This is a genomic window from Thermaerobacter subterraneus DSM 13965, assembly GCF_000183545.2.
Lineage (GTDB): Bacteria > Bacillota > Sulfobacillia > Thermaerobacterales > Thermaerobacteraceae > Thermaerobacter > Thermaerobacter subterraneus.
The window spans coordinates 561,957-587,299 of sequence record NZ_JH976535.1 but is presented as its reverse complement, the minus strand read 5'-3'; the positions used below and the strand labels follow the sequence as shown (position 1 = coordinate 587,299).

The 25,343-nt window shown below is 63.0% G+C and carries 20 protein-coding genes; 11 read left to right on the top strand and 9 right to left on the bottom strand.

Annotation, left to right across the window (positions count from 1 at the left end; translation table 11 throughout):
- Positions 1-3 precede the first annotated feature (3 nt).
- Together THESUDRAFT_RS02590 and THESUDRAFT_RS14880 are read left to right on the top strand one after the other, a co-directional pair.
- Positions 4-663, top strand: coding sequence for an SLC5/6 family protein (locus THESUDRAFT_RS02590; RefSeq protein ID WP_051009225.1), 660 nt, complete (start codon positions 4-6; stop codon positions 661-663).
- 124 nt (positions 664-787) lie between these two features.
- Positions 788-916 (top strand): hypothetical protein, encoded by a 129-nt coding sequence (locus THESUDRAFT_RS14880; RefSeq protein WP_006903163.1) that lies wholly within the window; start codon positions 788-790, stop codon positions 914-916.
- Between the two features lie 29 nt (positions 917-945).
- Here the strand turns inward: THESUDRAFT_RS14880 and THESUDRAFT_RS02585 are convergent, their stop codons facing one another.
- Positions 946-1,335 (bottom strand): DUF2512 family protein, encoded by a 390-nt coding sequence (locus THESUDRAFT_RS02585; protein ID WP_006903162.1) that lies wholly within the window; start codon positions 1,333-1,335, stop codon positions 946-948.
- A 334-nt stretch (positions 1,336-1,669) separates the two neighbouring features.
- Here THESUDRAFT_RS02585 and THESUDRAFT_RS13195 point away from each other — a divergent pair, with 334 nt between their 5' ends.
- Positions 1,670-1,861: a hypothetical protein gene (locus tag THESUDRAFT_RS13195; protein WP_006903161.1), complete on the top strand. Its 192-nt coding sequence runs from the start codon at positions 1,670-1,672 to the stop codon at positions 1,859-1,861.
- A 169-nt stretch (positions 1,862-2,030) separates the two neighbouring features.
- On the opposite strand, the gene THESUDRAFT_RS02580 is transcribed toward THESUDRAFT_RS13195, so the two are convergent.
- Both THESUDRAFT_RS02580 and THESUDRAFT_RS12625 read right to left on the bottom strand, forming a co-directional pair.
- A complete protein-coding gene (locus tag THESUDRAFT_RS02580; RefSeq protein ID WP_006903159.1) occupies positions 2,031-2,597 on the bottom strand; it encodes a DJ-1/PfpI family protein in 567 nt (188 codons plus the stop codon).
- An 868-nt stretch (positions 2,598-3,465) separates the two neighbouring features.
- A complete protein-coding gene (locus THESUDRAFT_RS12625) occupies positions 3,466-5,748 on the bottom strand; it encodes an AAA family ATPase (RefSeq protein ID WP_006903158.1) in 2,283 nt (760 codons plus the stop codon).
- A 476-nt stretch (positions 5,749-6,224) separates the two neighbouring features.
- Between THESUDRAFT_RS12625 and THESUDRAFT_RS02575 the strand changes: the two genes are divergently transcribed.
- A complete protein-coding gene (locus THESUDRAFT_RS02575) occupies positions 6,225-7,466 on the top strand; it encodes an IS256-like element ISTsu1 family transposase (protein WP_006903157.1) in 1,242 nt (413 codons plus the stop codon).
- Positions 7,467-7,494: 28 nt separating this feature from the next.
- Here the strand turns inward: THESUDRAFT_RS02575 and THESUDRAFT_RS02570 are convergent, their stop codons facing one another.
- Complete coding sequence (locus tag THESUDRAFT_RS02570; protein WP_006903156.1) at positions 7,495-7,722, bottom strand: DJ-1/PfpI family protein; 228 nt, start codon at positions 7,720-7,722, stop codon at positions 7,495-7,497.
- 327 nt (positions 7,723-8,049) lie between these two features.
- Here THESUDRAFT_RS02570 and THESUDRAFT_RS02565 point away from each other — a divergent pair, with 327 nt between their 5' ends.
- The 4 genes from THESUDRAFT_RS02565 (at position 8,050) to THESUDRAFT_RS02550 (ending at position 13,190) form a co-directional block, all read left to right on the top strand.
- Complete coding sequence (locus THESUDRAFT_RS02565; protein WP_006903155.1) at positions 8,050-8,823, top strand: hypothetical protein; 774 nt, start codon at positions 8,050-8,052, stop codon at positions 8,821-8,823.
- A 292-nt stretch (positions 8,824-9,115) separates the two neighbouring features.
- Positions 9,116-9,859: a TetR/AcrR family transcriptional regulator gene (locus tag THESUDRAFT_RS02560; protein WP_006903153.1), complete on the top strand. Its 744-nt coding sequence runs from the start codon at positions 9,116-9,118 to the stop codon at positions 9,857-9,859.
- A 3-nt stretch (positions 9,860-9,862) separates the two neighbouring features.
- Positions 9,863-11,482, top strand: coding sequence for an acyl-CoA dehydrogenase family protein (locus tag THESUDRAFT_RS02555; protein ID WP_006903152.1), 1,620 nt, complete (start codon positions 9,863-9,865; stop codon positions 11,480-11,482).
- A gap of 103 nt (positions 11,483-11,585) precedes the next feature.
- Positions 11,586-13,190 carry an AMP-binding protein gene (locus THESUDRAFT_RS02550; protein ID WP_006903150.1) on the top strand — a complete coding sequence of 535 codons (1,605 nt, stop codon included), beginning with the start codon at positions 11,586-11,588 and terminating at the stop codon, positions 13,188-13,190.
- 358 nt (positions 13,191-13,548) lie between these two features.
- On the opposite strand, the gene istB is transcribed toward THESUDRAFT_RS02550, so the two are convergent.
- A complete protein-coding gene (gene istB / locus THESUDRAFT_RS02545; RefSeq protein ID WP_006903148.1) occupies positions 13,549-14,349 on the bottom strand; it encodes an IS21-like element helper ATPase IstB in 801 nt (266 codons plus the stop codon).
- Positions 14,346-15,569 carry an IS21 family transposase gene (istA, locus tag THESUDRAFT_RS02540; protein WP_006903147.1) on the bottom strand — a complete coding sequence of 408 codons (1,224 nt, stop codon included), beginning with the start codon at positions 15,567-15,569 and terminating at the stop codon, positions 14,346-14,348. Before istA ends, istB begins: the two co-directional genes overlap by 4 nt.
- Positions 15,570-16,346: 777 nt before the next feature.
- Between istA and THESUDRAFT_RS12620 the strand changes: the two genes are divergently transcribed.
- Both THESUDRAFT_RS12620 and THESUDRAFT_RS13190 read left to right on the top strand, forming a co-directional pair.
- Positions 16,347-17,474, top strand: a complete 1,128-nt coding sequence (locus THESUDRAFT_RS12620; protein ID WP_083855316.1) for an AAA family ATPase — start codon at positions 16,347-16,349, stop codon at positions 17,472-17,474.
- Between the two features lie 148 nt (positions 17,475-17,622).
- Positions 17,623-18,387, top strand: a complete 765-nt coding sequence (locus THESUDRAFT_RS13190) for a hypothetical protein (RefSeq protein ID WP_156821686.1) — start codon at positions 17,623-17,625, stop codon at positions 18,385-18,387.
- 838 nt (positions 18,388-19,225) lie between these two features.
- Here the strand turns inward: THESUDRAFT_RS13190 and THESUDRAFT_RS02535 are convergent.
- Complete coding sequence (locus tag THESUDRAFT_RS02535; protein ID WP_006903146.1) at positions 19,226-20,611, bottom strand: IS1182-like element ISTsu2 family transposase; 1,386 nt, start codon at positions 20,609-20,611, stop codon at positions 19,226-19,228.
- Between the two features lie 326 nt (positions 20,612-20,937).
- The gene (locus THESUDRAFT_RS02530) at positions 20,938-23,061 is read right to left on the bottom strand and encodes an acetoacetate--CoA ligase (RefSeq protein WP_006903145.1); all 2,124 of its coding nucleotides are present in this window, start codon (positions 23,059-23,061) and stop codon (positions 20,938-20,940) included.
- Between the two features lie 416 nt (positions 23,062-23,477).
- On the opposite strand from THESUDRAFT_RS02530, the gene THESUDRAFT_RS12040 reads away from it, so the two are divergent.
- Positions 23,478-24,032 carry a YkvA family protein gene (locus THESUDRAFT_RS12040; RefSeq protein WP_006903143.1) on the top strand — a complete coding sequence of 185 codons (555 nt, stop codon included), beginning with the start codon at positions 23,478-23,480 and terminating at the stop codon, positions 24,030-24,032.
- A 295-nt stretch (positions 24,033-24,327) separates the two neighbouring features.
- Here THESUDRAFT_RS12040 and THESUDRAFT_RS02520 read toward each other — a convergent pair whose 3' ends face one another.
- The gene (locus THESUDRAFT_RS02520; protein WP_006903142.1) at positions 24,328-25,338 is read right to left on the bottom strand and encodes an acrylyl-CoA reductase family protein; all 1,011 of its coding nucleotides are present in this window, start codon (positions 25,336-25,338) and stop codon (positions 24,328-24,330) included.
- Positions 25,339-25,343: the final 5 nt, after the last annotated feature.

Here is a 25,343-nt window from a genome sequence, read left to right as displayed (position 1 = left end):
CCCATGCCTGGGCGCGGCCGTCTGACGTTTTCAAAGACCAGCGACTTCGAGGGCCAACGGCATTACCAACACGGGCTGCTAGGGTACATCGCCACAACCAACGGGGTACCTTTTGAAGAGATTGCGACCAGCGGGGCCGGCGTCGCCTTCGTGGCCTTCCCCAAGGGCATCAGCCTGCTGCCCATGCCCTATTGGGCGCAGGTCATCTTCGGCCTGATGTTCTTCTTCGCGCTGCTGGTGGCCGGCATTTCCTCCAGCCTGTCCATGTTCGAGGCCTTCGCCTCGGCCCTGATTGACCGCACCGGCGCCGACCGGAAGAACCTGCTGCGCAAGCTGGCCCTCGTGGGCTTCCTGGTCAGCAGCCTCTACACCACCGGTGCAGGGGTTCACATCCTGGACATCGTCGACCACTTCGTGTCCAGCTACGGCATCGCCGTACTGGGCCTGCTGGAGGCCGTCGTCCTCGGCTGGCTCTACGGCACCGAGAAGATCCGGGCGCACGTAAACCCGCTCTCGGACTTTCCCGTCGGACGCTGGTGGGACGTCCTGGTCAAGTACGTCACGCCGGTCCTGCTGGGGTACAACATCCTGAACAACCTGATCCGCGAGTTCCAGCAGCCCTATGGCGGCTACCCGCAGAGCGCGGTCCTGGTGTTTGGCTGAACGGTGGTGCTGGGAATGGTGGCCGCGGCTCTCTACTTGAGTTTCCGGCTGAACGGGGAGACTGCCTACGCCGCAAGTGCCCACGCCACGACAGCCCGGGCCGAAAGGGAGGGGGATTAGACCCATGGCACCCATGGAACAGGGCCTCTTGCCCGGTGCAGCTGCGATGCTGGCCTTCGGGGTCGTCCTGCTTTACGGGGGACTGGCCCTGTTCATCAGCCTGGCTGTAGGGGCGGAAAGGCGGCGGCGCTAGGTTCATCTGCGAGTGCTGGCCGTTGTCGCTTAGGCCTCTCGCCGGTCGGAGGACTGGCCCGAGCCGGGCGGCTGCACCAGGCCACGCGAGATCAAGTACCGGTGGAAGAAGAATTCCACGACCCCAATGACCGACGTGGCCAGAACGATGGCGCCGAACCGCAGGTCCATAGCCGCCACCATAGTGCCGGCCAGCCAGAGGATCAAGAAAGCCAGCAATCCGTCGGCAAGGACGGCGACGGCATTGCCGGCCGCTGGCAGGATCATGCGGTCGCCAAGGACGTAGGCTACAACCGTTAGGACCAGGGACAAGGTTAGCAGCTGGCCCATGGTCAACGCCGCGCCTCCAACGGGAAGGACAAGATACAGTACGGCGGTAATGGCCGCGAACTTGATCAACAACGCTGTGCCGTGTTCCATGGTGGCACCTCCTTTGTGGTAGGGTTTCCCGAAACCGGCGGCCATAATCGACCGCCAACGAGTTCGGCGAGCCGGGTCAACCACCGGTTACAGTCCCTGCAGTGATGGGCGCCGACCCCCTCGATGTTTCAGAGCCCGCTCTGCCGGGCCTCGGGCCGTGAGGAGCCGCAGCCATCCCCGCGACGGTTCCAGCCACCGTCCCCGCGCCAGGTACGCGATGCGCCAGGTTTCCACATGGATACGAACCTAGTGTCAATGCGCGCGCTGGACCTTCCTGCTAGTACGTGCTCCGGAGGAGATCGTCAAGCTGGTCTCCCTGGCGCGGGAATACAAGGTGGCCCTGGTCCCGCGGGGCACCGCCAGGACCATGGGGGCGCCCATCCGGCAGAAGGACCTTACCGATGTGGTGGCGATGGCCCTGGGCATCGAGGATATCCCCGATCCCGGCGACACCGTCGCCAGCTACATGGAGGCGGCCGGGAAGCTGCTGGCGGCCAGCTGCGTCCGGCGCATGGGCTCGGCGTAGGGGGAGCGGGGTGCCTCGGCGAAGGGTCCGGTGAATCGCGGTTGAACGGCACGCCCAGTGTAGGGAACCGGACATGGAAGAACCCCCACCCGGCTGGGTGGGGGTTCCTGTGTTGTCGCCCTTCACGGGACTGCCGGTGGCTGTTGCCGCAGGCGTCACATCACCTGCGCTACCGGTTGCCGGCGAACTCCTCCAGCCGCCGCAGGAACTCCCGCATGAAGCCGGGCAGATCCGGCCACGCGTGGGCGGAGACCAGGTTGCCGTCCACGTGTAGCGGCTCGGTGACGTAGGACGCGCCCAGAGACTCCACGTCCGGCCGGCAGGCGGTGTACGCCGTCAACTTCCGGCCCTTCAAGTGCTCCTTCAGCCGCGCGAATACCAGGGCGGCATGGCAGATGGCGCCGATGGGCTTGTTGGCCTCAAAGAAGTGGCCCACGATGCGCGGCACGTGCTCATTCAGCCGGATGTATTCCGGCGCCCGGCCGCCGGGCAGGATCAGCCCGTCGTACTCCTCCGACTTGACGCCGGCAAAGGCGAGGTCCGCCTGCAGCTGGTAGGCCGGCTTCTCCGTGAACGTTTCCCAACCCGGCTCAAAGTCGTGGACGACGGTCCGCAACGTCTTCTTCGTCGGTGCCGCCACGTGCACCTCATGCCCTGCTTCCTTCAGGCGGTAAAGGGGGTAGTAGACTTCCAGCGCTTCCGCGGCATCGCCCGTGAGGATGAGCACCTTAGCCATACCGGACCACCCTTTCCGTGTATGTAAATGGCATGTGCGACAGAAGAGCGAGGGGTGAGATGGATCTACTTTAAGGAGATTGGTGGACACTCCCGCACCCGCCGAATCCGAAACATCCGAATCGGCGCGGTCCGACGCGTACCGAGAGCCGGTCGCCGTGCGGCGGGAGTAAGGCCGGAAGCGAACCACGTCGTTCCAACAAATAATTTAACAGCTCCCTCTCCGGCTTCGCTAGTGGTGGGGGGCCTGGCGGTGGCGGAAATAACAAGTAGTATGGTAATATGTGGAACATGAGGCAATGAACTGCGCCAGACAATGAAGGCAGGGCATCTGGGCGTGCTCAAGCCGTTGGTGGTTTGTCTCAGTACGGACAGTGCAGATGGATGGCTGATGGACGATGAGTAAGCTTCAGGCTTGGCCACTGATAAGGATCCATCGGATGAGCCACCCTCACAACTATCGTAATAACGGTGTAGTTAGCTGCACCGCGGCTATCCTTACCTACCCTGCACCACCGACACAAGGTCCCAGCCTTGGGGCACTACGACATCCTGCGCTTGGCGACATCCCAAAACACCGGCTACCGTTCCTACAACCAATTCGCAGGCGGCCAAGCGAAACCACACGCCCTCACGAGGACGCCCAACCTAATCATGCCAACACTTCTCACCGCACAAAACAGGTTCACAATTGAACCGAGTTGCCCATCAACGCTACTACGTTGGACCCTTGTGGCAAGCCATTTACGGCGCCCCTTTGGGAGTACCCTTGTCCCGAGTAGACATCATCCCTACCTGGTACCTCCAAATCGTACGCAGTAGCCCGCTATCTCGCTCATCCAACTACACGGTCCCGCTCTCGCCCACCCTTATCTCTCGCCCCTGCCAATTTCCAATGCTAGCCTTACCATCGGGCGTAGCTCACTGTCGGTCGGATCAGGCGGCCGGTCGTCAGTACCATGGTGGAACGGACTACAAAAGTCATTAAGTTGCACGAGATCATCTAGTCTGGCCGCCAGCTGCCCAAACCTAGACAAATCGTTCCGAATGCGTTCGATCATCTTACCAAGGTTCTTAGCCCCTTCCAGCTCAACCGGATATCGATTCCGCAGGTTATGTTCTAAGTATATCCGAATAGTCCTAGCGACCTCGGCTTCATTTCCATTTGGACCCGATGTCAGATAATTCAAGAGCAATTCATAACTCCGATAATAATCGTCTCGACATATGCGATGAATGTCGCACCCTTCTAGAACACTGTAGTCACCACGCCTCGTCAACTGTAGGCACGTCCATATTCCATCATCAGCAATTTTTTCCAACGCATCGCGTAAGAATAGAGCATCGTGTGATAGCACAATCAATTGAGAACACCGTGTGGCAACCTTCAGCAAAGCATCTCGCGTAGCACGTCGACGCCCCATATCAAGACTTGAAACCGGATCATCAATTACAATGATGCAATCCTCCATACTTTGCTCCAAGGTTACCCTCGCCAAGAAGAACGCAAGAGCAAGCGTCCGCTTATCTCCTTCACTCAACGTAGTAACTAAGGAAGGAACATCACTCCTTCCTCCCGGCGAGACAACTGGAATAGTCTCACCCAAGACTCTCAGTCGATACTCAGTGCGAGCCCTACCGCCAGTATGCCTCACCCCGATTTCCACAATCGAGAAATTAGCACCAAACCGGTCCAGCAGGTTGTTGATAGTGTCCCTGTATGTGGCCAACAATTGTTCTGTGTAGTCGTGAAGCTGCTCACGCAGTTCATCCTTGCAACGCTCAAGTAACCTTTTTGCATTTTCGAATCTTTGATAGCGTTGACACACCCTAGAGACTTCCGGCAGCAATCGCCTCTGTGCTGCTTCTAAGCATTCGATATCATTTTCGAGGCGGTCCATATTCTCCACCTTTAGAGAACTTTGGAGCGCCTCGATGTCCCTAACAACCCGAATTATTGCCTCGTTATATGCGTCAACCTGCTTTCGCATTTCCAGATATTTCGTCTTTACATCAGCAACCAATTCTTGGGCATGAAGTTGACGTAACGGAGCGGCTAGTTTCTGTCGTAACAGCTCAATTGCATTATCACGAAGAGCGTCCCATGTACGCCGTAGGGCATTTATATCCACCATCTTGGCGAAATTACAATCGAAGCGATCACTCCACATTCTGCCTGCCAGTTCATTCAGTTGAAAAATCTCGCTAATTGCACTCCAGTTCTCGTGACTAAAAGTCTTCTGAACCTCCTGCAGTGCAACTTCTATCTGCCTTTTCAATGCCTCATAGGCGGCGTTAAAATAGACCTTGTATGCCTCTACGAGAGTAATCCCGTGTAGTCCCTGTCCGCAAAACGGGCACTCGTCTCCATGCCGCAGGTACGCCAAACCTTCACGTAACCATTGCTCACCGTGGCCTCCGAGGCGGCGCGCTATATGTACCTTCACAATTTCCTCTACATCATTATCAACGCTTTCCAACGACTTTCCGAGAATCGTAGATACCGTTTCAATATCAAACTCTGGCATCTGTAGCTGCCGTGGAACCGGGCGATGCAGGAAGTCATCAACTCGCTTTGCGTCAGCCAAACGTTGCTTCAACTCTTTCAAACGACTTTCTATATCGGGTTCGGGTTGGAGCTGCACGAACTCACTTACTTGGTATGGCCCTGAATGTCGCGCAATTTCCGCCGTCAATTCTCGAAGAGTGTTTTGTATATGCCTGATCTTTTCAATAATCTTGTCAATAGTTCTTTTATGCCGAACACCAGTTTCGCCTAGGGCGAATTCCAAAAGATTTTCACGGTGGGCGGGCTCAATTCGGCTTCCGGAACATACATTCTTATCAACGAATTCCGAGTCAAAGACGAGGATTTTGTCGTAACTGGCTGTCCATTGGCCATCGCGAAACTGATAGTTTCTGCCGTTCAGCCGTAAGTGTACAGTCGGTCCATTTTGTCCGCCTATGGTTGTCCTTGCGTTGATGGCGGTAGCGTCGCCACACGAGAAGGCACGAAGCACAGAGGCTAGCGTTGACTTGCCTCGTCCGTTTTCGGCGTATATGGCAGTTATGGGCTTGAGGGTTACGGCTCGCTGTGGAACTGCATTATGTAGCAGACCAATTCCGCGTAAGGCGATTAGTTTTTCAATCATCTACTGTCACCTCGAGGATGGTCTTGGCCATGTAGGGTTAGTAATAGGATACTATTACCAATATCAAGGTGCAAGGATATGGTGGGGTCTTGAGGGAGGCTATCTATCGGCCGAAAGTGACGCTGGCCCATTCCTACCTGGGCGGGACCGTAGGGCATGGCGGCGGAGAGGCCTGTTTGGTATACACCGGAGTGCGTGTTGTCGGCCCCGAGGGTAGATTGACTCCGTAGGGCCAGAGGAAAGGTGACCCCTTAGCCAACCCTAATCCATTCCCCCAAAGGAGTAGAGCTCGGTTCATGCTAAGAGGCCGGCCTGTCTAAGTCGGCGCGGATAGCGGATACCGGGTTAGCGTCCCAGGTAGTGGTGGGAATAGCCGAGCCATAGGGCTCGGCCCTGGTGGCCCTTGACAAGAAAGGTCACCGGCGGCTCCCCTTCGGGTTGGACAAGAACCGGCTCGAAGGGAGGTCCGCTCACCGGTGACCGCTGAGTTCAAGATGGCACTTCTCGAGCTTTTGCGCAAATACCAGGGGGAGCCGGAAGTCGATGCCCTGCGGGAAGGATTGCGCTGGCTGGCTCAGCAGCTCATGGAGCTCGAGGTCAGGGAGCGGATCGGCGCTCAGCGGTACGAACGCACGGAGACGCGGAAGACGTCTCGCAACGGCTACCGCTCGCGGCCCTGGGACACCCGTGTGGGGACGATCGAGCTGCGGATCCCCAAACTCCGCCAAGGCAGCGACTTCCCCAGCCTGCTGGAGCCACGCCGGCGGGCGGAACGGGCCCTGGTCGCCGTGGTGCAGGAAGCGTATGTGCAGGGCGTCAGTACCCGGAAGGTCGACGACCTGGTCCGGGCGTTGGGCCTGGACGGCATCAGCAAGAGTGAAGTCTCCCGGCTTTGTGCGGAACTGGACGAACAGATGGAGCGTTTCCGGAACCGCCCCCTGGAGGGCGAGTACCCCTACCTATGGCTGGATGCCAAACCGATCAAGGTGCGGCAGGACCATCGCGTGGTGAACATGGCCGCGGTCATCGCCGTGGGGGTGACGCGAACCGGGCAGCTTGAGGTGCTGGGCTTTGACGTGGGAGCGGCCGAGACGTACGAGTTCTGGCTCGCGTTTCTCCGCAGCCTGGTGGCCCGAGGGCTCAAGGGCGTTCGCCTGGTCATCTCGGATGCCCACGAGGGACTCAAGCGTGCCATCAGCGAGGTGCTGGCGGGCGCCAGCTGGCAGCGGTGCCGGGTGCACTTCATGCGGAACCTGCTGGCCCGGGTGCCCAAGCACGCCCAGCCGATGGTGGCGGCCCTGGTGCGGACGATCTTCGCCCAGCCCGACCTGGCATCCGCCCGGGAGCAACTCGAACATGTGGCCGCTAACCTGGACCAGCGATTTCCCCAAGCCGCCGCTCTGCTCCGTGACGCCGTGGAGGACGTGCTGGCCTACATGGCGTTCCCGGCCGAGCACTGGCGGCGGATCCACTCAACGAACGTCCTGGAGCGGCTGAACCGGGAGCTCGCGCGGCGCTGCAACGTGGTGGGGATCTGCCCGAACGTGGCCGCGGTCCTGCGGCTGCTGGGGGCTCTTCTGGAGGAGCAGCAGGATGAGTGGCTGGTCTCCCGGCGGTACTTCAGCCTGGAGTCCATGGCCAAGATCGATGCGAACCCACCCCGCGAGGGCTCTCAGCGATCCGGCGACAGGACGGCACTGAAGGCGCTGGCTGTGTGATTCCTCCAACCCGAAGGCGAGAGAAATTTTACACCTCTTGACGGGACGTGACCGCGAGGTCCGCCTGCAGCTGGTAGGCCGGCTTCTCCGTGAACGTCTCCCAGCCCGGCTCAAAGTCGTGGACGACGGTCCGCAACGTCTTCTTCGTCGGTGCCGCCACGTGGGCCTCGTGCCCTGCTTCCTTCAACCGGTACAGGGGGTAGTAGACTTCCAGCGCTTCCACGGCGTCACCCGTGAGGATGAGCACCTTGGCCACACCGGATCACCCTTTCTGCGGTGTAAGTGGCGGATGCAATAGAGGTTCGAGGACGAGATTGACCTGACTTGCCGGTTGGGAAATGAGGTGGTGGGTGCAGATTCCCGCACTCGTCCACTAATCCAGCAGCACCTTTCTCGGCCTGTCCAGTAAGTGTCAAGGGACCTGACAACGGCCATCGCAAGCAGTATGGTAATAAAATGGAACCTTAACAGATGGAGCGGATTAAGGGCTGAAGTTAGGAGTTCGCGCGCCTGGAGGTTGCTGGGAGTTAGCGTATGAGTTACACCAGATAGAAGACCGATCGCCGGCGAGGAGGTTTCACGCGTGGCCCATAATGACGACCGTCGCGTGATCCACCGTGGCGACCGTGGCCATGGGAGCGCCGCCACCTGCACCGTGGCCATCCTGCCGACCCTGCACGATCTGCACAAGGACCCGGCCTTCGCCCATTACGACTACAACATCCTGCGTTCGTTGATCCTGACCTTCGACCCCGACTGCATATGTGGGGAGGTTCGCCCGGAAGATTGGGAGGCCACGGCCGGCGGCACACGTGAGGGCTACTGCGGCCCGGTGGAATACAGGGAATGTATCCTGCCCTTGTGCCGAGAAAGAGGCATTGCCTTTCGCCCCATCGACGCTTACCGGGACGAAGACGTTGCCGAATCGAATCAGCGTTCCGGCGGTGAAGCCCAGGCCGGATCCCGTGGCACCGATGAAGACGGCGAATACGTTGCTTCTTGCGGCGTGGCCCAAAAAGATTCGGTGGAAACTGCCTGGCAGGCGGTCACAGACGTTTTTCTCCAATTGATCCGGCGGTCCGAGTGCGGCGTGCGGGCGTTTTTCGATCCCGCGGTGATGGAGGTGATCCGTGTCAAGCATCGTCTGCAACAGCAAGCCCTTCCCGTCCAAGAGGCGCGCCTCTGGCAGGCCCGCAACCTGCGCATGGCCGCCAACATCGTCGATGTCTGCGCAGAATACCTGGGCGGGCGGGTACTGGTCACCGTCGGTCTTGAGCATGTGCCCTTTCTCTGGGACCTTCTCAGCCTTTCTCACGCTGTGCGGTTAATGCCGATCGACTGGGCGCGTGAAACATGACGGTACCGCACAAGAGCGTGCGTGCATGGCCACAGGCGATGGCCGTGGCGGCCGATCAGTCCTATACCCTTCCCTTTGTCATCCCCTTCGTCGTTTACGCGCCGGCCAGCGGAACCCCCGTGGATCACCGCTGTATGATGCACATGTCGCGAATTGTCCGGGACGGTGGAGAGTTGGCAGGAGGATTGTGACGCCATCGTGCGTATTTCGTTAGTTAGTAATCACTCACTTTTTCTTTCAGTCTGGACACCGTCATTAGGGGACTCCATGATCCACAAACACAGTCCGCGGCTTGCGTCCGAGCCGGACGGGGGGTGAGTCGAAGATCAGCCCGCGGCGAGCGAGAACGAAACGGCCCGAGCAGATCCTCCTCACGGCCAAGTCGGTCTTCGCCCGGTCCAATTACCGGTCGAGCACCACGGCGGAGATCGCCGCCGAGGCGGGCGTCTCGGAGCCGCTCATCTACCGCTATTACCCGTCCAAGAAGCACCTCTTCCTGGCGGTGCTGGAGAACGTGAACCGGCGGATCCTTGGGCGCTGGAACGCCATCCGCCGGTCCGAGACGTCGAGCCTGGCCTGCCTGCGGCGGATCGGGCAGGACTATCTGGATCTCGTGGACCGGAACAGCGAGGACCTGAAGGTGTTCTTCAAGGCCGTCTCCGAGGACAGCGACCCGGAGATCCGCCAGTTCCTGGCCGAGAGTTACCGCCAGTACGCCCGGTACCTGGAAGACGTCGCCCGGCAGGGGCAGGAGCGGGGGGAAATCCGCCGCGACGTCCCGGCCCGCGCCATCGCCTGGCAGATGATGAGCCTGGGCGCCGCCTTCAACCTGTTCGCCGTGCTGGAGCTGTCGGAATGGACGAGGGCGGACCGCGAGGCCCAGTTACTGGCCTTTATCGAGCGCATCAGGGCAGCCGGCGCGCCCGCCGGTTCATCGGCCCGTTCGACGGGCGAACGGGCGACGGGCGCGGTCGCTGGCTCGCATGGCGGCGGCGACGGACGGCCGGCCGCCCGGCCGGATCGGCAGGGGGGATGAACCGTGAGGTACCAGTCCTACGCCTACGAGCAGAACCACTGGGAGCGGGACCCGGACCTGCGCCACGTGTTGGCCCATTACTGGCCGGGTTTCACCGCCCATGAGGACGAGCTGCGCCGCTTCGGCGCCCTGGCGGGGAAGGAGGTCTACGAGGTCGCCTACCACGTGGACCACGACGCCCCGCCGGTGCTGGTCATGCACGACCTGGACGGCCACCGGGTGGACCGGGTGCGCCTGTCACCGGCCCAGCAGGCGCTCCTCCGGGAGCTGGCGCCCATGAACCGGCCACCCTACGAGGGCGGGAGCTGGCACCACCACTACGCCCTGGGTTACCTGGTGGCCGACCCGGGGATCTACTGCATCCTGACCATCACCAACCAGACCGCCTATGTGATTCATAAGTACGCTCCGGAGTTCGCCGAGTGGAAGGCCAAGCTGCTCCGCGGCGAGTTCTGGGGCGCCACCTGGATGACCGAGGTCCAGGGCGGCAGCGACCTGGGCGCCAACACCCTCCAGGCCACCCGTGACGGCGACGCCTGGCGCCTCGACGGCGAGAAGTACTTCTGCAGCGGCGCCGGCCTGACCGATGTGGCCGTCGTCACCGCTCGGCCGGAAGGGGCGCCCGCCGGGCCCAAGGGGCTGGCCCTCTTCCTCGTGCCCCGGATGAACCGGGCCGGCGAGCTGAACTACCACGTCCGCCGGCTCAAGGACAAGAGCGCCACCCGCGCCGTCCCCTCGGGTGAGGTGGATTTCCGCGGCAGCGAGGCCTTCCTGGTGGGCGAGGCGGAGAAGGGGATCTACTACACCCTCGAGGTCCTCACGGTCTCCCGGCTGGCCAACGCCATCGCCGGCATGGGCATCGCCCGCAAGGCGCACCTGGAGGTGCTGGAGCGGGTGCGGCGCCGCCGGTCCTTCGGCCGGCAGCTGGTGGACCACCCGCTGATTCGCCGGGACCTAACCGACATGGCCGTGCGCATCGCCGGCGGCCTGGTGCTGGGCTTCCACGCCGCCGACCTCTTCGAGAAGGCGTGGGACGAGTTACCGCCCTACACGTCCCGCTACCATTACGCCCGGTTCCTCTCCCACCTGGCCAAGAACCGCACCGCCGATCACGCTGCCGAGGTGACGCGGCTGGCCATGGAGCTCTTCGGCGGGCTCGGGTTCCTGGAGGAGTACGCCGTGGCCCGCTGGCACCGCGAGGCCCTGATCACGCCCATCTGGGAGGGGCCCAGCAACATCCAGGCCCTGGACCTGCTGGAGGCCATGCACAAGAAGCGGGCCCACGAGGCCTTCCTGGCCGAGTTCATCGCCATGTTGGAGAAGGCCGGCACGCCCGAGGCCCGGACCGCCCGCGAGGTCATCGAGGGCACCCTGGTCCGGCTGGCCGGCAGCGAGCCCGAGGAAGCCCAGTGGTACGCCAAGGATGCCACCGCCCGGCTGGCCGACGCCGCCCAGGTGGGCCTGCTGTACAAGCTGGCCGAGACCGCGGGCGACCGCTACGCCCACCTGGCAGCCCTGTATGCCCGCCGGTTCCTCCTGGGCGAGGAGTACCCGGCCTGGGCGCTGGAGAGGTCGGAGGTGTGGTCGGCCGACGTGCCGGTAGGGTTCCGGGGGCTGGCATGAGCCGCGCCCCGCGAGGACGAGAAGTCCACAAGGGCGGTTTGCGCCGGCCGGCCCGCCGGCGGCCGCCTACGATCACCGACCACGTGGAAAGGGGGAGCGTCCGGTGCGCGAGCTGGTCGTCCACGAGGTGTTGAAGAGCGCGCTGCACAACAGGCCGGACTCCGAGATCGTCTACGGGGGGCGGCGGTTCACCTACGAGCAGTTCTACGAGCGGGTGCTGCGCCTGGCCCAGAGCCTGAAGAAGCAGGGCGTGGGCCGGGGCACCGTGCTGGGGGTCATGGACGTCAACAGCCACCGGTACCTGGAGCTGCACTACGCTAGTTCCATGCTGGGGGCCGTGTTGCACACCATCAACTTCCGCCTGCCGCCTGACGACCTCCTCTATAGCCTCCAGCACGCCGGCGTCGAGTGGATGTTCGTATGGGAGGGGTTCCGGCAGCCGCTGGCCAAGGCGCGGCCGCTCTTCCGGAACTGGGTCTGGCTGACGGACGGCGACGAGTCGCCCGAGCCGGGCACGCCGACCCATGAGGACCTCGTCCACGAGGGCCGGGCCGAGGTCCCGGACGAGGCAGAGAAGGTCCGCGAGACCGACCCGTATTCCATCTTCTACACCACCGGCACCACGGGCCGGCCCAAGGGGATGCTCTACCGGCACCGGGACATGCTGCTGGCGTCCCTGGGGATCCTCCACCACCTGGCCATCCATCCCACAGGGGCGGCGGCCGGGAGCCGCGACGTGTACATGCCCTGCATCCCCTTCTTCCACATCCACGGCTGGGGCACCGCCCTGTTCGTCCCGTACCTGGGCGCCAAGCTGGTGCTGCCGGGTAAGGCCACGCCCGCCGAGCAGCTGCGACTGATCCTGGACGAAGGGGTCACCTGGTCCAACATGGTGCCCACCCAACTGCACATGCTGCTGGAGGCGGCGGACCAGGCGGGGGTCGGCGAGCTCAAGGGGTACAAGGTCCTCACCGGGGGCAGCCCGGTGCCTTCGGGGCTGGCGCGGCGGGCCCGGGAGCGGGGCATCGCCTACAGCGTGATCTACGGCGGCTCCGACCAGCTGGCGGCCACCATCTCGGTGGTGCCCCGGGGCGTCGAGCCGGGCACGCCCGAGGCCTGGGAGGCGCTCCGGACGAACATGCTACCGCTGGCCATGGTCGAGGTCCGGCTGGAGGGCGACAACGGCCAACCCGTCCCCGCCGACGGGAAGAGCATCGGCGAGGTGCTGGTGCGCTCGCCGTGGCTGCCGGACGGCTACTACAAGGACCCCGAACGCAGCCGAGGGGTTTACGAGGACGGCTGGTTCCGCTCAGGCGACCTGGGCGTGATGAACCCCGACGGCACCCTCTACGTGGTGGATCGAAAGAAGGACGCCGTCAAGAGCGGCGGCGAGTGGATCGCCACGGGCGTGCTGGAGGCGCTGATCTCCGAGCACCCGGACGTGGCGGCGGTGGCCGTCATCGCCCGGCCCGACGAGCGCTGGGGCGAGCGGCCGCTGGCCGTGGTGCAGCCCCGCGGGGGTCTGGCGGACGAAGAGGCCCGGGCGCGCCTGGAAGAGTCCCTCCGGGCCCATCTCGCGACGGCGGTAGAGCGGGGGCGGCTTGCCCGCTTCTGGATCCCCGACCGGTTCGTCTTCGTCGAGCAACTGCCGCTAACCAGCGCGGGGAAGATCAACAAGGTGGCGTTGCGGCGGGAGCTGGTGGGGTAGAATCGTGGGATCACCGGGTCGAGGTACCGGGGGGGGGCGACATCTATGAGTGGCAGGCCCCATGGAAACGTGGGACCTGCCACTCATTTACTACGCCCCCTTGGCTACAACTTCCTGTGAACTAGACGTTTATTACGCCCACATGGCATGCGCCCAACAACATGCCCAAAAACCTGCTCTATGCCCGACAAGCGGACCCACGGCATCTTAGTGGCCGCGTTGGTCCCGATGCTGGAAAGCGGCGGCTTCCCAGAGCCCCGCGCCGGCAGTTGATCGAGGCTACCTTGCCCCTGTCATCGCCGACCTAGAAGTGACCCACTTGGCGCCGGTTGGAAACTGACCCACCCCTGCGGGTCACTTACTCCGCAGAGCCGTCCTGTGGCATCACCTCCCTTCGGGGTGGGGTCCCGCCGAACAGTCCCGCCCGCTTCTTCTCTCGAAGCCGGTAGCTCTCGCCCCGGATGTTGATGACGTGGCTGTGGTGAAGCAACCGGTCGAGGATGGCGGTGGCGATCACCGAATCGCCCAACACTTCGCCCCACTCCGCAAAGCCTTTGTTACTGGTCAAGATGATGCTGCCCCGTTCATAACGGGCCGAGATCAGGGCGAACAGGGCGGTCGCCGCCGCCCGGTCGTAGGGGCAGACCCCGAATTCGTCAATGATCAGCACCTTGGGGGCCAGGTAGACTCGCATGCGCCGGTCGAGTCGGTGCTCGGCTTGGGCGCGGCGCAGGTCTTCGAGCAGCTCGTGAGCTCGCACGAAGTACACCCCATAGCCGGCCTCGATCGCCTTGATCCCGAGAGCCACACTCAGGTGGGTTTTGCCCACGCCGGGTGGTCCGAGGAAGATCACATTGGCGGCGTCGGCGACGAAGGCGAGGGTAGCCAGCTCGCGAATCTGGCGCTCGTCGACGGACGGCTGGAACCCGAAGTCGAACTGCTCCAGGGTGCAGTGAAAGGGCAAATGCGCCAGTCGTGTCCGTGTCCGTAGGTAGCGCTCCCGGCGCGCCGCCGCCTCGAGGCCCAGCAGGTCCACGAGGAAGTCGGGGTAGGGGAGCTGCTTCTGGGCGGCGGCCTCCAGGCGGCTTTCGAGAACCGCCGCCGCGTGGCTCAAGCCCAGCTGCTCCAGGTACTGCCGGGCCTTCTCCAGGGCGATCATCGCCGACTCACCGCCTCGGCCAGAGCCTCGTAGGTGCTCAAAGACCGTCGCTCGACTTCCACCGTGGGCCATTGCACCGCCCGGGGCTCCGGCCGCGGGCCGCCACTCTTCGCGGACAACCCCGCCCACTGCTGCGGGTGCGTGAAGCGCTGGCCCGGCCGGAGGGCCCGGGGATGCACCGCCACCCGCTGGTCACCGACCCAGAGCTCGACCACGCCCTCGCCCGGCTGGACCTGAACGAGCTGGCCGGGCCGCCAGGGCCACGGCAGGCCGTACCACGCCCGTTCCCACTGCACGTAACCGTCCCGGCCCACCTGCCGCGGCTCGCGCAGCCAAGGCCTCAGCCGTTCCTGCGAGGGCAACGGCCGCAAGACCCCTCGTTCGATCGCCAACCGGTCCACGGGCCGCTCATGGGTGGTGCCGTGGATGCGGACGTTGGCCACGGTATCACACCACGCCAGCGCCTGCCGGTTCAGGTCATCCAGATCCGTGAACCGAACCGCGGGCCAGAAGTTGCTCTTGACGTACTTGATGCCGCTTTCTACCCGGCCCTTGGTCTGGGGACGGTAGCCCTGGCAGAGCCGGATGGCAAAACCCAGCCGCAGGGCAAAGTCCAGAAAGCGTTTATTCCACTTGGGCTCGCCGTTCTCGTCCAGCCCCAACACCACCAGCTTGGTCCGGTCGTACAGGCACGTTTCCGGTACCCCGCCGAAGTACCGGAACGCGTTCAGATGGCAGCGGATGAACGTCGCGGTGTCGGCCCGGTCGACAAACTCTACGTACAGGGCCCGGGACCAGCTGAGCACCATGGCGAAGACCCACTTTCGCCGGACCGTGCCGTCCGGCAGCGTATAGGCACAACTGCCCCAATCCACTTGCGCCTGCTGGCCTGGCTGCGTCTCGAACCGGACCGTGCCAGGGATGGATCGGGGGCGACGCAGGGGCCGGACGAACTCCTTGAGGATGGTGTAGCCCCCCTCGTAACCCTGGGTCCGCAGCTCGCGGAGAAGGACGACGCAGTTTTCCACACCTTCCGCGACCCGTTGTAGGATAAACTCTTTGTACGGGTCGCGCTTCGAGCCGCGAGCCGCCCGAGGTGCCGGCTTGGGCACCTCGGTGGCGCGCAAGTACCGCCGCACCGTGTTCCGGGAGATGCCGAGGATTCGCGCGATCTCCCGGATGGACCGACCCTCGCCATGAAGCTCGTATAAGCGTTTCACCTTCCCACCTCCCAGCATGTTGCCGAGGACACCTCCCGCTCCGTGGCTGGATTCGGAAGGTGTCTTTGCTGGGGGGTGGGTCAATTCTTACCCGGCGATCCCGGGTCAGTTTAACACCGGCGATGACACCCCGGCTGGTACCCGTAACAAGCCCGACGAGGCCCAATGCCAACGATACCACAAGCACTCTGTGGGGAATGCGAGACCACGGCAGATCTGGAGACCCTTAATTGGCCTCGCCCCCTTCCCTGGACACGCCCGTCGACGCTCGGTCTGCCGATGGGAGAGTCGCTTCTTTGTCCAACCTGACATAGCGGCAATTAGCGCCTCCGTTGGTCTTGTTGAGGCGTCTTGCGTTTCGCCTGGCTGAACCAAAGGTCCGATCGACTGTGTAGCTGGACGGAGACGGGCGCGTTGCTAATTCTCAAACCTGTGTGGGTCATAAGCAGGACTCAGCGTTGCCAAATGTACTTGGATACCTCCGACAGACCATGCTAAACCCTCCTTGGAAAACACTGGAGATTCGATATACTAGGTAGCAGGACTACATAATTTAGCAGCAAGTCGGGGGGGGGGGGGGGCATTGAATGCGGTTCAGTCTGAATGACAGACCTGAAAATATTATCGCACAGTTCTTTTCGCATCTTGAAACACGTGATAAGGAGCTTGCCCGCATGCTCCGAACTGAACTCCCCACATCTCGAGAATTGAACGGGATAGAAAGAGCCCAGATCACACGTAAGGCGATTCAAATCCTCCTGCACCGGGTTGAAAATCATGACTAGATACTATTTAGCAGGCCTAACTGTAGAAGGGTTTCGTGGGATCAATAACAACGGTAGTCCCTTGAAAATGAAGTTTGATCCCAATAAAATTACTTCGATCTTTGGGGGAAATGGACTAGGCAAGAGTTCCCTATTCGACGCGATAACGTATGCAATCACCGGAAATGTTCCCCGGTTGGCCAAGATCCAAAATACTGAAAACGCAAGCAGATACTACTTGAATCGGTTTCACACTGGACCCGCGGCCATAACGCTTACGTTCATACCCGATGACTCCACTGGCGAAGAAGTCACGATAACGATAAAACGAGACGCACAGGGACGTCGCATTGTCGAAGCCAGCGGCAGTCTCGATCCAGACCAACTATTGACATCAATCAATTGCGAGACGTTGCTATTGGACTACACCACATTCAACGACTTCATAACTAGTTCTCCACTGGACCGTGGCCGCACATTTGCGCGATTACTCGGTTTGGGCAGTCTCAGTGTAATTCGAAAAAACCTGGAAGCGCTGAGCAACACGAGAAATTTAAATTCCGATTGCCAGCTCGAGACGCTACAACGCCGCCTAGGGGAGGTACAGCGTAAACGCGATGAGGCCGCAAATAAAGTACTAGAGCTGCTCACTAGCATGGAAAAGACGGGTTTGCCACCTGATAGCTTTGACCCTTGCTTAGCTGAACGGCTGTGTCTAGAAGCATTGTCGGAGATTTCAGGGCTAAGGTCCCTCGTTGAGGGAAGGAGACTTTCAGATATCGACTTCGACAAGTGTGAAGAACAGCTCAGCAGGGTTGAAGGGGCGAATGAGACAAAGGCTCTAAAGCAGCTGGTGACAACCCGCGAAGACCTTGAAACGGCAGTACCCATAGACAAGCTTAAGAGAAAGTGCGATGCTTTGCTGTCACTCGCACAAACCCATATGAGCCTGACAACAGCCGTCCATAACGAGCGTCCCTACAAGGACCTGTATGAGTCAGCGTTCAAGATTGTCGAGATGGGGTTGGCCGATGAGAAGTGTCCACTCTGTGAGCAGGCCTCGCAGCACCCCAGCGGATTGGATCTTCGAAGTTTTTTGATTCAGGTGCTAGGGGAAATATCGAGAAATAATCCCTATTGAGCGTAAGATGGCAGAGATATGGTCGGCAATTGTCGGCGAAGAATCCCTGGTCAAGAATTGGATGGTACTTAAAAGCAGGCGTTTGCAACCCCCTTCAGGGATAACCCTAGAAAGGGCCAGGGAGATTCGAGTGCCTAGGGAGGATGAAGTGAGGGCACTTCAAGAATGGATTACTCTGCTCGAACAACATCGTAAGGACATGTTGGATCAGATCCAAAAGGCAATTGAGGAGTTGCAGCGGAAAGTCCCCGCTTTCCTTGTGAGATCGGTTACCGTTGTTCACTGTGCTAGGGCACTACGCGATGCATTGATCGAGCATAGGGGGGCGACGGAGGAAGTTGGACGCCTACAACAAGAGTTGGATGCCATTGAACGGTGGCGATCATTCATTAGTGAAGCAGCAAGGGAGTTTGCTGAGGCTGAGGCCGACTTAGTGCGTAGGAAGATTGACATGCTTCAGGATGACATTCGAGCCATTTTTCGGGATATTTGGGCTGGGAGTGAAATAGTGCCGAAGCTTCGGCGTGACGATAGGAATCAACGATTGTATCTAATGCTGGAACGATTCTTTTCCGCGCAAGATCTAGACGCTGTTCCGGTTCTGTCGGAATCGGCAAGAAATGCTCTAGCATTGTCAATATTTTTGGCAGCGAGTAAACGACGACAATTTGGTGGGCGCTTTCTGGTCCTGGATGATGTTACGTCAAGTTTTGATGCTGGCCACCAGACGCGGCTAATAGAAGCAATTCGTACGCATATTGCACGTCCGCACGTTCCGGATGGTTTACAAGTTATCCTGTTGACCTACGACGGTATGCTTGAGAAGTTGTTTGATCAAGCGGTAAGCAATGGTTGGGCATGGACGGGTTATAAGTTGCATGGTACTCCACCAGAAGGTCTGGTAAAAGATTGATGATTCGATACTCACTGTGATGATCAATGAACATTTGGATAATGGACGAGTGGAGCAGGCGTTACCGTTGGTTCGGCAGTACCTAGAGTATAGGCTCTTAGAGGTAATTCGAGAAGTCAACATTCGAGTGCCGCTCGACTTTTCGACTAAGGAGGATAGGAGAATGGTTGGTAATATGCTTGAGGCGATCCGGGCAGAAGTAGCACTTTACAAAAGGGCAGGTCTGCTTGTGCTTTCAGCAGAACAGGAGCGTCGTTTATCCCAGGCTCTCATTCCGGCATTAGTAAGTAACTGGGTCAGTCACTATTCGACAGGTTCAGGAGATGCCTTTTCTCCTAATGTCGTTCGACAGGTGTTGCGTGACATAGATGACTTGGTTAGGTCCTTTAAGTGTCGGTGCGTATGCGGTGAGCAGCCGCAAGAGCGGTTTTACCGGAGTCTTTCTGAGAAGCAAAAGGGTTGCGGAGGTAAATGCCAGCCACTGGATTCGCAACGATTGGTTTCGTAGGCGTTGGGGATGGTCAGTGGGTAGGTGACCTATTTGAGGAGGGCGGAAGGGATAGGAACTGAGCGTGATGAAGTGGGGTGCTGTCCCCAGGGAGCTTGTCAAGCTTTCGGCGTAGACGAGTACAGGCGTGGCGTTCGTAGGGCGACGGCTGAGTGGTATTAGGGCGTGCTGCTCGTGTAAGCGGCTAGTACCTGGTTACTTGCGTTGGTGCCCTGGTGGCCTAGCAGCCCGTGTTAGTAATCGCCGTTGATGTCGGGTTCCCCCGCGGCCGTTGCTCCTTGATAAGACGAAGTGTGGGCCTTATGTCGGCGGGGAGAAACCTCCCTCGCTTCAGCAGGTCGCCATGGCCTCCCCTCGGCGGCCCATCGCTTGCTTCCAGTGGCGCCAAAGCTTCAGTAGGTTGAAGGCTGCGCATGTGAAGAGCCACTCGAAGCGAGCCTTCGAGAGCCCACGGAGCAAGAACTGCCGAAGCCCCATCGCCTCTTTGATGTGCCCGATGACGGGCTCAACGGAACACTGACGCAGTTTGTAACGTTTGCGCCCTCGGACCGTGCGCAGTTTGCGCCGCATCCGGTCTTTGGTGCTCATCTGCTTGGGCATCCGCCCTCGGGGCGGCTGGAGCTGGCGCCATTCCGTATGACGGATCTTATCCGGCGGGATGAAGGCTTCTACACCCCGTTCTTCCAGGGCCTGGAGGTTGGCTTCACTGTAATAACCGGCGTCGGCGGAAAGTTCCCTGGGGCAGCGCCCCGTGTTCGCCTCGACTTGCTCCAACTGAGGCACCAAGTGGGGCGCGTCGGCGGCCCGGTTCGTCAGGTCAGCCGCCACGATGACGTGCGGCTCGGCGTCCACGGCCAACTGGGCGTTGTACCCCTGGATGAAGGCCTTGTCGGCGCTGCGCAGGATCCGCGACTCGGGGTCGGTGAAGTTGATCTGATCCTTGTCGGCCGGGCGCGGTTCGGCGGCGGCCTCCTTGCGGCGGGCGCGACGCCCCTTCTTCGCCGCCTCCGCTTCCCGCGCCACTTCCTTGGCTTCGGCCTCGGCCCGGGCCCGCTGCTCCAGCCGGGCCTTCGCCTCCCGAATCGCCTGGAGCCGCTTATCCGCCGTGGCCAGCTCGGGCGGCAGCCGCCAGCCACTGTCGGAGCCGTGTTCGTCATCCTCCGCCCGGTCGTTGGCCTCAACCTCTTCCAAGTAGCGCCGGATCTCCTCCGTCAGGCGCCGTTCCTCCTCCTTCATCCGGCCGTAGCTCATGGCGCTGTGCTTGGAGGCGTAGGCCTTGAGCTTGGTCCCGTCCACCGCCACGTGCCGGAGCTTCACCAGCCCCGCCTCCTGGGCCAGGCGAACCGACTGGACAAACAGCCGGGCCAGGGCCTGATGATGTCGGCGCCGAAAGTTCGAGAGCGTCCAGTGGTCGGGCTGCTGGTTCGCGGAAAGCACCCGGAAGTCCACGTCTTCGTACAGGGCTCGCTCCAGGCGCCGCGACGAGCGGATCCCCCGCATGTACGCGTACAGCCACACCTTGACCATCATGCGCGGTTCGTACGGGGGCTGGCCCCGGCGCTCGGTGTAGTCGCTGTAGATCGCTGACAGATCCAGCTGGTCCACCACCTGGCTGATGAAGTGGACCGGATGGTCCTCCGGCAGCCACTCGTCCAGCGCAGGAGGCAAAATCATGAGCTGATGGGGTTGGTAGTCGCGAAACTTCTTCCTGGTCATAATGTCTCTTGCTTCGACATCTCGGCCGAAAAATACTTCCCGATCGCCTGGCTTATGCAGCGTTATTCACACGGGCTGCTAGCCTACCGCGGCCTGCCGCCGCACCCGTTAAGGGCCCATCAAGGCTTGCGTAAACTTCGGCAACAAAGCCTCTACCGTTTCTGCAGGCGGCGACCACAGTCCGGCCGGCGGCCGGGGTCCCGCTCGAAACAGAAAAATGCCGGTACCGGGCGGGGTCGCGGCCCCATTGGTACCGGCAGCTGGTATCCCTTGCGTGGGATTCCTTCCCTACGGCCTCATCGCCGCTTGATCACAACGGCCGGCCGCTACAACTGCTGGGCAAATTGTTCGAAATACGCCAGCGACTCCGGATTGCTCATGGAATCCGGGTTCACCGCCTTCTCCCGCGGCACGCCCAACAGGATCTTCTTGATCGGCACCTCCAGCTTCTTCCCGTTCAGGGTGCGGGGCACCTCGGGGATGGCCACGATGTCGTCGGGCACGTGACGGGGCGAGAGGCTCTCCCGGATGCGCTGCTTGATGCGGCTGCGCAGGGCGTCGTCCAGTTCCACCCCTTCCCGCAGCACGACGAACAGGGGCATGTAGGGCCCGCGGCCGGGCAGTTCCAGGTCGATCACCAGGCTGTCGAGGATCTCGGGGATGTCCTCCACCACCCGGTAGATCTCGCTGGTTCCCATGCGGACACCCTGGCGGTTGATGGTGGAATCGGAACGGCCGTAGATGACGACCGTGCCGCGGCGGGTGATCTTCACCCAGTCGCCGTGGCGCCAAATGCCGGGGAACATCTCGAAGTAGCTTTCCCGGTACCGCTTCCCCTCCGGATCGTTCCAGAAGAAGAGCGGCATGGAGGGCATGGGCTGGGCGATCACCAGCTCCCCGACCTGGTCCACCACGGGCCGGCCCTCCTCGTCGAAGGCCTGCACATCCGCACCGAGACAGCGGCACTGGATCTCGCCGGCATGCACCGGAAGCAGCGGGCAGCCGCCCACGAAGGCGGTGCAGAGATCGGTGCCGCCGCTGACCGACGCCACCCAGAGGTCCTTCTTGACGTGCTCGTAGAGCCACTGGAACCCTTCGGGGGAGAGGGGCGAGCCGGTGGAACCCACGCTGCGCAGGGCGCTCAGGTCCAGCTCCCGGCCCGGTTCGATGCCGGCCTTCATGCAGGCGGTAACGTAGGCGGCGCTGGTGCCGAACAGTTTCATCCCTGTGGCCTCGGCAAAGCGCCAGAGGGCATACATGTCGGGATAGCCCGGGCTCCCGTCGTAGAGCAAAACCGTCGCCCCCACCAGCAGGCCGCTGGCGAGGTAGTTCCACATCATCCAGCCCGTGGTGGTGAACCAGAAGAACCGGTCCCCCGGCCCCAGGTCGCTGTGCAGGGCCAGCATCTTGAGGTGCTCCAAGAGGATCCCGCCGTGGCCCTGGACGATGGGCTTGGGCAGGCCGGTGGTGCCCGAGCTGTAGAGGACCCACAGCGGGTGGTCGAAGGGCACCTGCTCGAAGGTCAGGGGCCCGCCCTGGCGCAGCAGGTCCGACCAGGGCAGGGTTCGTCCCGGGAAGAACCCGGCCCCGCCGCCATCCCCGGCGGGACCGCCGCCCTGTCCCGCCGGGACCGGGCCGGCGACGGCCGCCATCCCGCCGGCAACCGCCCGCCCGCCCCCCTCACCCAGGTACGGCACCAGCACCGTCGCCTCCAGGGACGACAGCTGCCGCTGGAGCTCCGCCACCACCGGCCGCCGGTCGTAATCCCGGCCGTTGTAGCGGTACCCGTCAACGGCAAAAAGGATCTTCGGCTCGATCTGGCGGAAGCGGTCGGCCACGCTGGGCGCACCGAAATCGGGCGAGCAGCTGGACCAGATGGCCCCCAGGCTGGCGGTGGCCAGGAAGGCGATCAGGGCTTCGGGGATGTTGGGCAGGTAAGCCACCACCCGGTCGCCCGGCCCCACTCCCAGCTCCCGCAGCCCGCTGGCCACGGCCGCCACCTGCTGGATCAGGTCCGACCACGTCAACATGCCCAGGGGTCGCAGTTCGGACTGGTAGATCACCGCCGGGTCCTGGGGATCCACCACCGGCCGGGCGGGCGCGCTCCCGTCCTCGCCCGGCGTTCCCTGTCCGCCCGCCCTGGCGGCCGCGGCCCGCAAGGCATGTTGGGCGTAGTTGAGGCGCGCGCCCACAAACCACTGGGCGCCCGGCATCTCCCGCCGGCCCAGCACCCTGGTGTAGGGAGCCGACGCCTGGATGCCGAAATACTCCCACAGGCTGCTCCAGAACCCTTCCAGATCCCGCACGGACCACTGCCATAGGGCCTCGTAGGTGGAGAAGGCCAGTCCCCGGTGCCGGGCCAGCCAGTCCATGTAATGGCGCATGCGGGAACGCTGCTGCAGTTCCTCGGGAGGCGACCAGAGCAGGGTGCCCTCGCTGACCGCCGCCATGACCCAACCCCCCATTGCCGGGCGGGCGACCCGCCCCCTTCATTCCTCACCGCTTTGCCGGGACCGGTTCGCCGGGCGACGGACGCTGCCCGGCAAGCCGGGTCCGGTTGGACAAAGGAGATGATAAGTTCGGACAACGGTAGGACGGCGGGTACAAGCCCCGACACGCCAGGTCCCAAAGACCTGTACCATTACGAAAGGGGTTCGCAACACCAGGCGGGGACACCTGCCGGATCCGGCCGGGGGCCGGCGGACCCGCTCGGGGAGCGGAACCGCTCCGGACAACGACAACGGTTGGCCAATTCCCGCGCACACCGGTGCAGAGACGCCAAGCGAAGGTTGGCGAAGCCTGATTCCCGAGGCGCCGGGCGGTCTGGTCCGGCCACCGACGGGATGCGAAAGGAGGGGCCGCCGCGATGGTCTCCGAGCCGGCCAGCCGAGGCCACCGCCCCCGCTCGACGGGCGCCGGGACCCTGCGGGGGCAACGCTGGTTTCGCCTGCGGCAGCTGGCCGCCCGCCTGCCCCAGTACGCACAGCTGGCCCGCCTCATCCTGGCCCTGAACCGGCGGAACGGGGTCCCCGGTGGCGGGCGTGCCCGCCGGCTGGTTCTGGCGGGCCTCGCCTATCTCCTGGTACCCCTCGACCCGCTGCCGGGCTTTGTCCCCGTGCTGGGCCAGCTGGACGACCTGCTGGTGGCGCTCTTCACCCTGCGCCTGGCCCTGCGGTCCCTGCCCGAGCCCGTTCGCTCCTCCCTGCTGCGGCAGGCAGGGCTCGACAGCGCCACCGTGGAACACGACTGGCGCCTGGTCTGGGGCCTCTCCCGCGATCTGGTGGCCGCCACCGGGCGCGGTGCCTGGCGGCTGGGACGCGGCGGGGCCCGCGTTGTCGCCCGGCTGGGGCTTCACGCCGGGGCCCGGCTGGCCCGCCGCCTGCGGGCCCGGCTGTCTCGCCGCTCCCGGGCCAGGCCGTGACCGGCCCCGTGGCGGCCCGGCATCACGGCCTGCCCGGCCTGAACGGCACCCAGAACCAGGGGCAGGCTCGGCCAGCCCGGCAGGCTCCCTCGACGCCATCGCATGGACCCTCTCGTGCTCCACCCCATCCACCCCGGGGGGATGGGTCCACAGGATCCACAGGTTCCTCAGGGGCCATGAGGGCGCATCAGAGTAACATCCGGAGCCCAAGGCGGCCGGAGCCCCCGTGCCCGGAGCCGCCTCCCACCCGGGCCCCGGTGTGCGGCAGGGAACGTTCGCCGCCCGGGACGGGAGCTCACGCCACGCGGACCAGGATCCGCCCCCGCACCCGCCCGGCCAGGACGTCTGCGAAGGCCTCGGGCAGCTCGTCCAGCCCCACCTCGCGGCAGACCAAGGCGTCCAGGGCGGGCGGCCGCAAATCGCCGGCCAGCCGCTGCCAGATCCGCATGCGCAGGGGCATCGGGCAGTATACCGAGTCGATGCCCAGCAGGGAGACGCCCCGCAGGATGAAGGGGAAGACGGTGGTGTTCAGCTGGCTGCCCCCGGTGAGGCCTACGGCCGCCACGGCGCCGCCGTAACGGGTGGTCCGCAGCACATGGGCCAGGGTGTCGCCCCCCACCGCATCGATGGCGGCCGCCCAAAGCTGCTTCTCCAGCGGCTTGCCGCCCTGCACCGCCACCTCGCTGCGGGGGATGACCCGGCTGGCCCCCAGGCGCTTGAGGTATTCCACCGCGCCGTCCTTGCCCGTGCTGGCCACCACCTCATACCCGCGGCGGGCCAGGATGGCTACGGCCACAGAACCCACGCCGCCCGTGGCGCCGGTGACCAGGACCGGGCCCTGGCCCGGCGCCAGGCCGTGTTCTTCCAGGCGATGGAGGGCCAGGGCGGCGGTGAACCCTGCCGTGCCCAGGATCATCGCCTCCCGCAGGTCGAGGCCGCGGGGCAACGGCACGATCCACTGGGCGGGCACCCGGGCGTATTCGGCGTAGCCCCCGTAGTGGCTGACCCCCAGCTCGAAACCCGTCACCAGGACGGGATCCCCGGGCCGGAAGCGGGGATCGGCCGACTCCACCACCTTGCCGGCCAGGTCGATGCCCGGCACCATGGGATAGGACCGCACCACCCGGCCGTCGGGCCGGCTGGCCAGGCCGTCCTTGTAGTTGACGCCGGAATAGGCGACGCGCAGGGTGACCTCGCCCGGCGGCAGGTCGCCGGCATCCAGCGTACGCACCCCCTGGCGCAGGCTGCCGTCGCCGTCCCGCTCGACCAGGTACGCCCTGAAAGACTCCGCCACCGCTGGACTCATGGCAG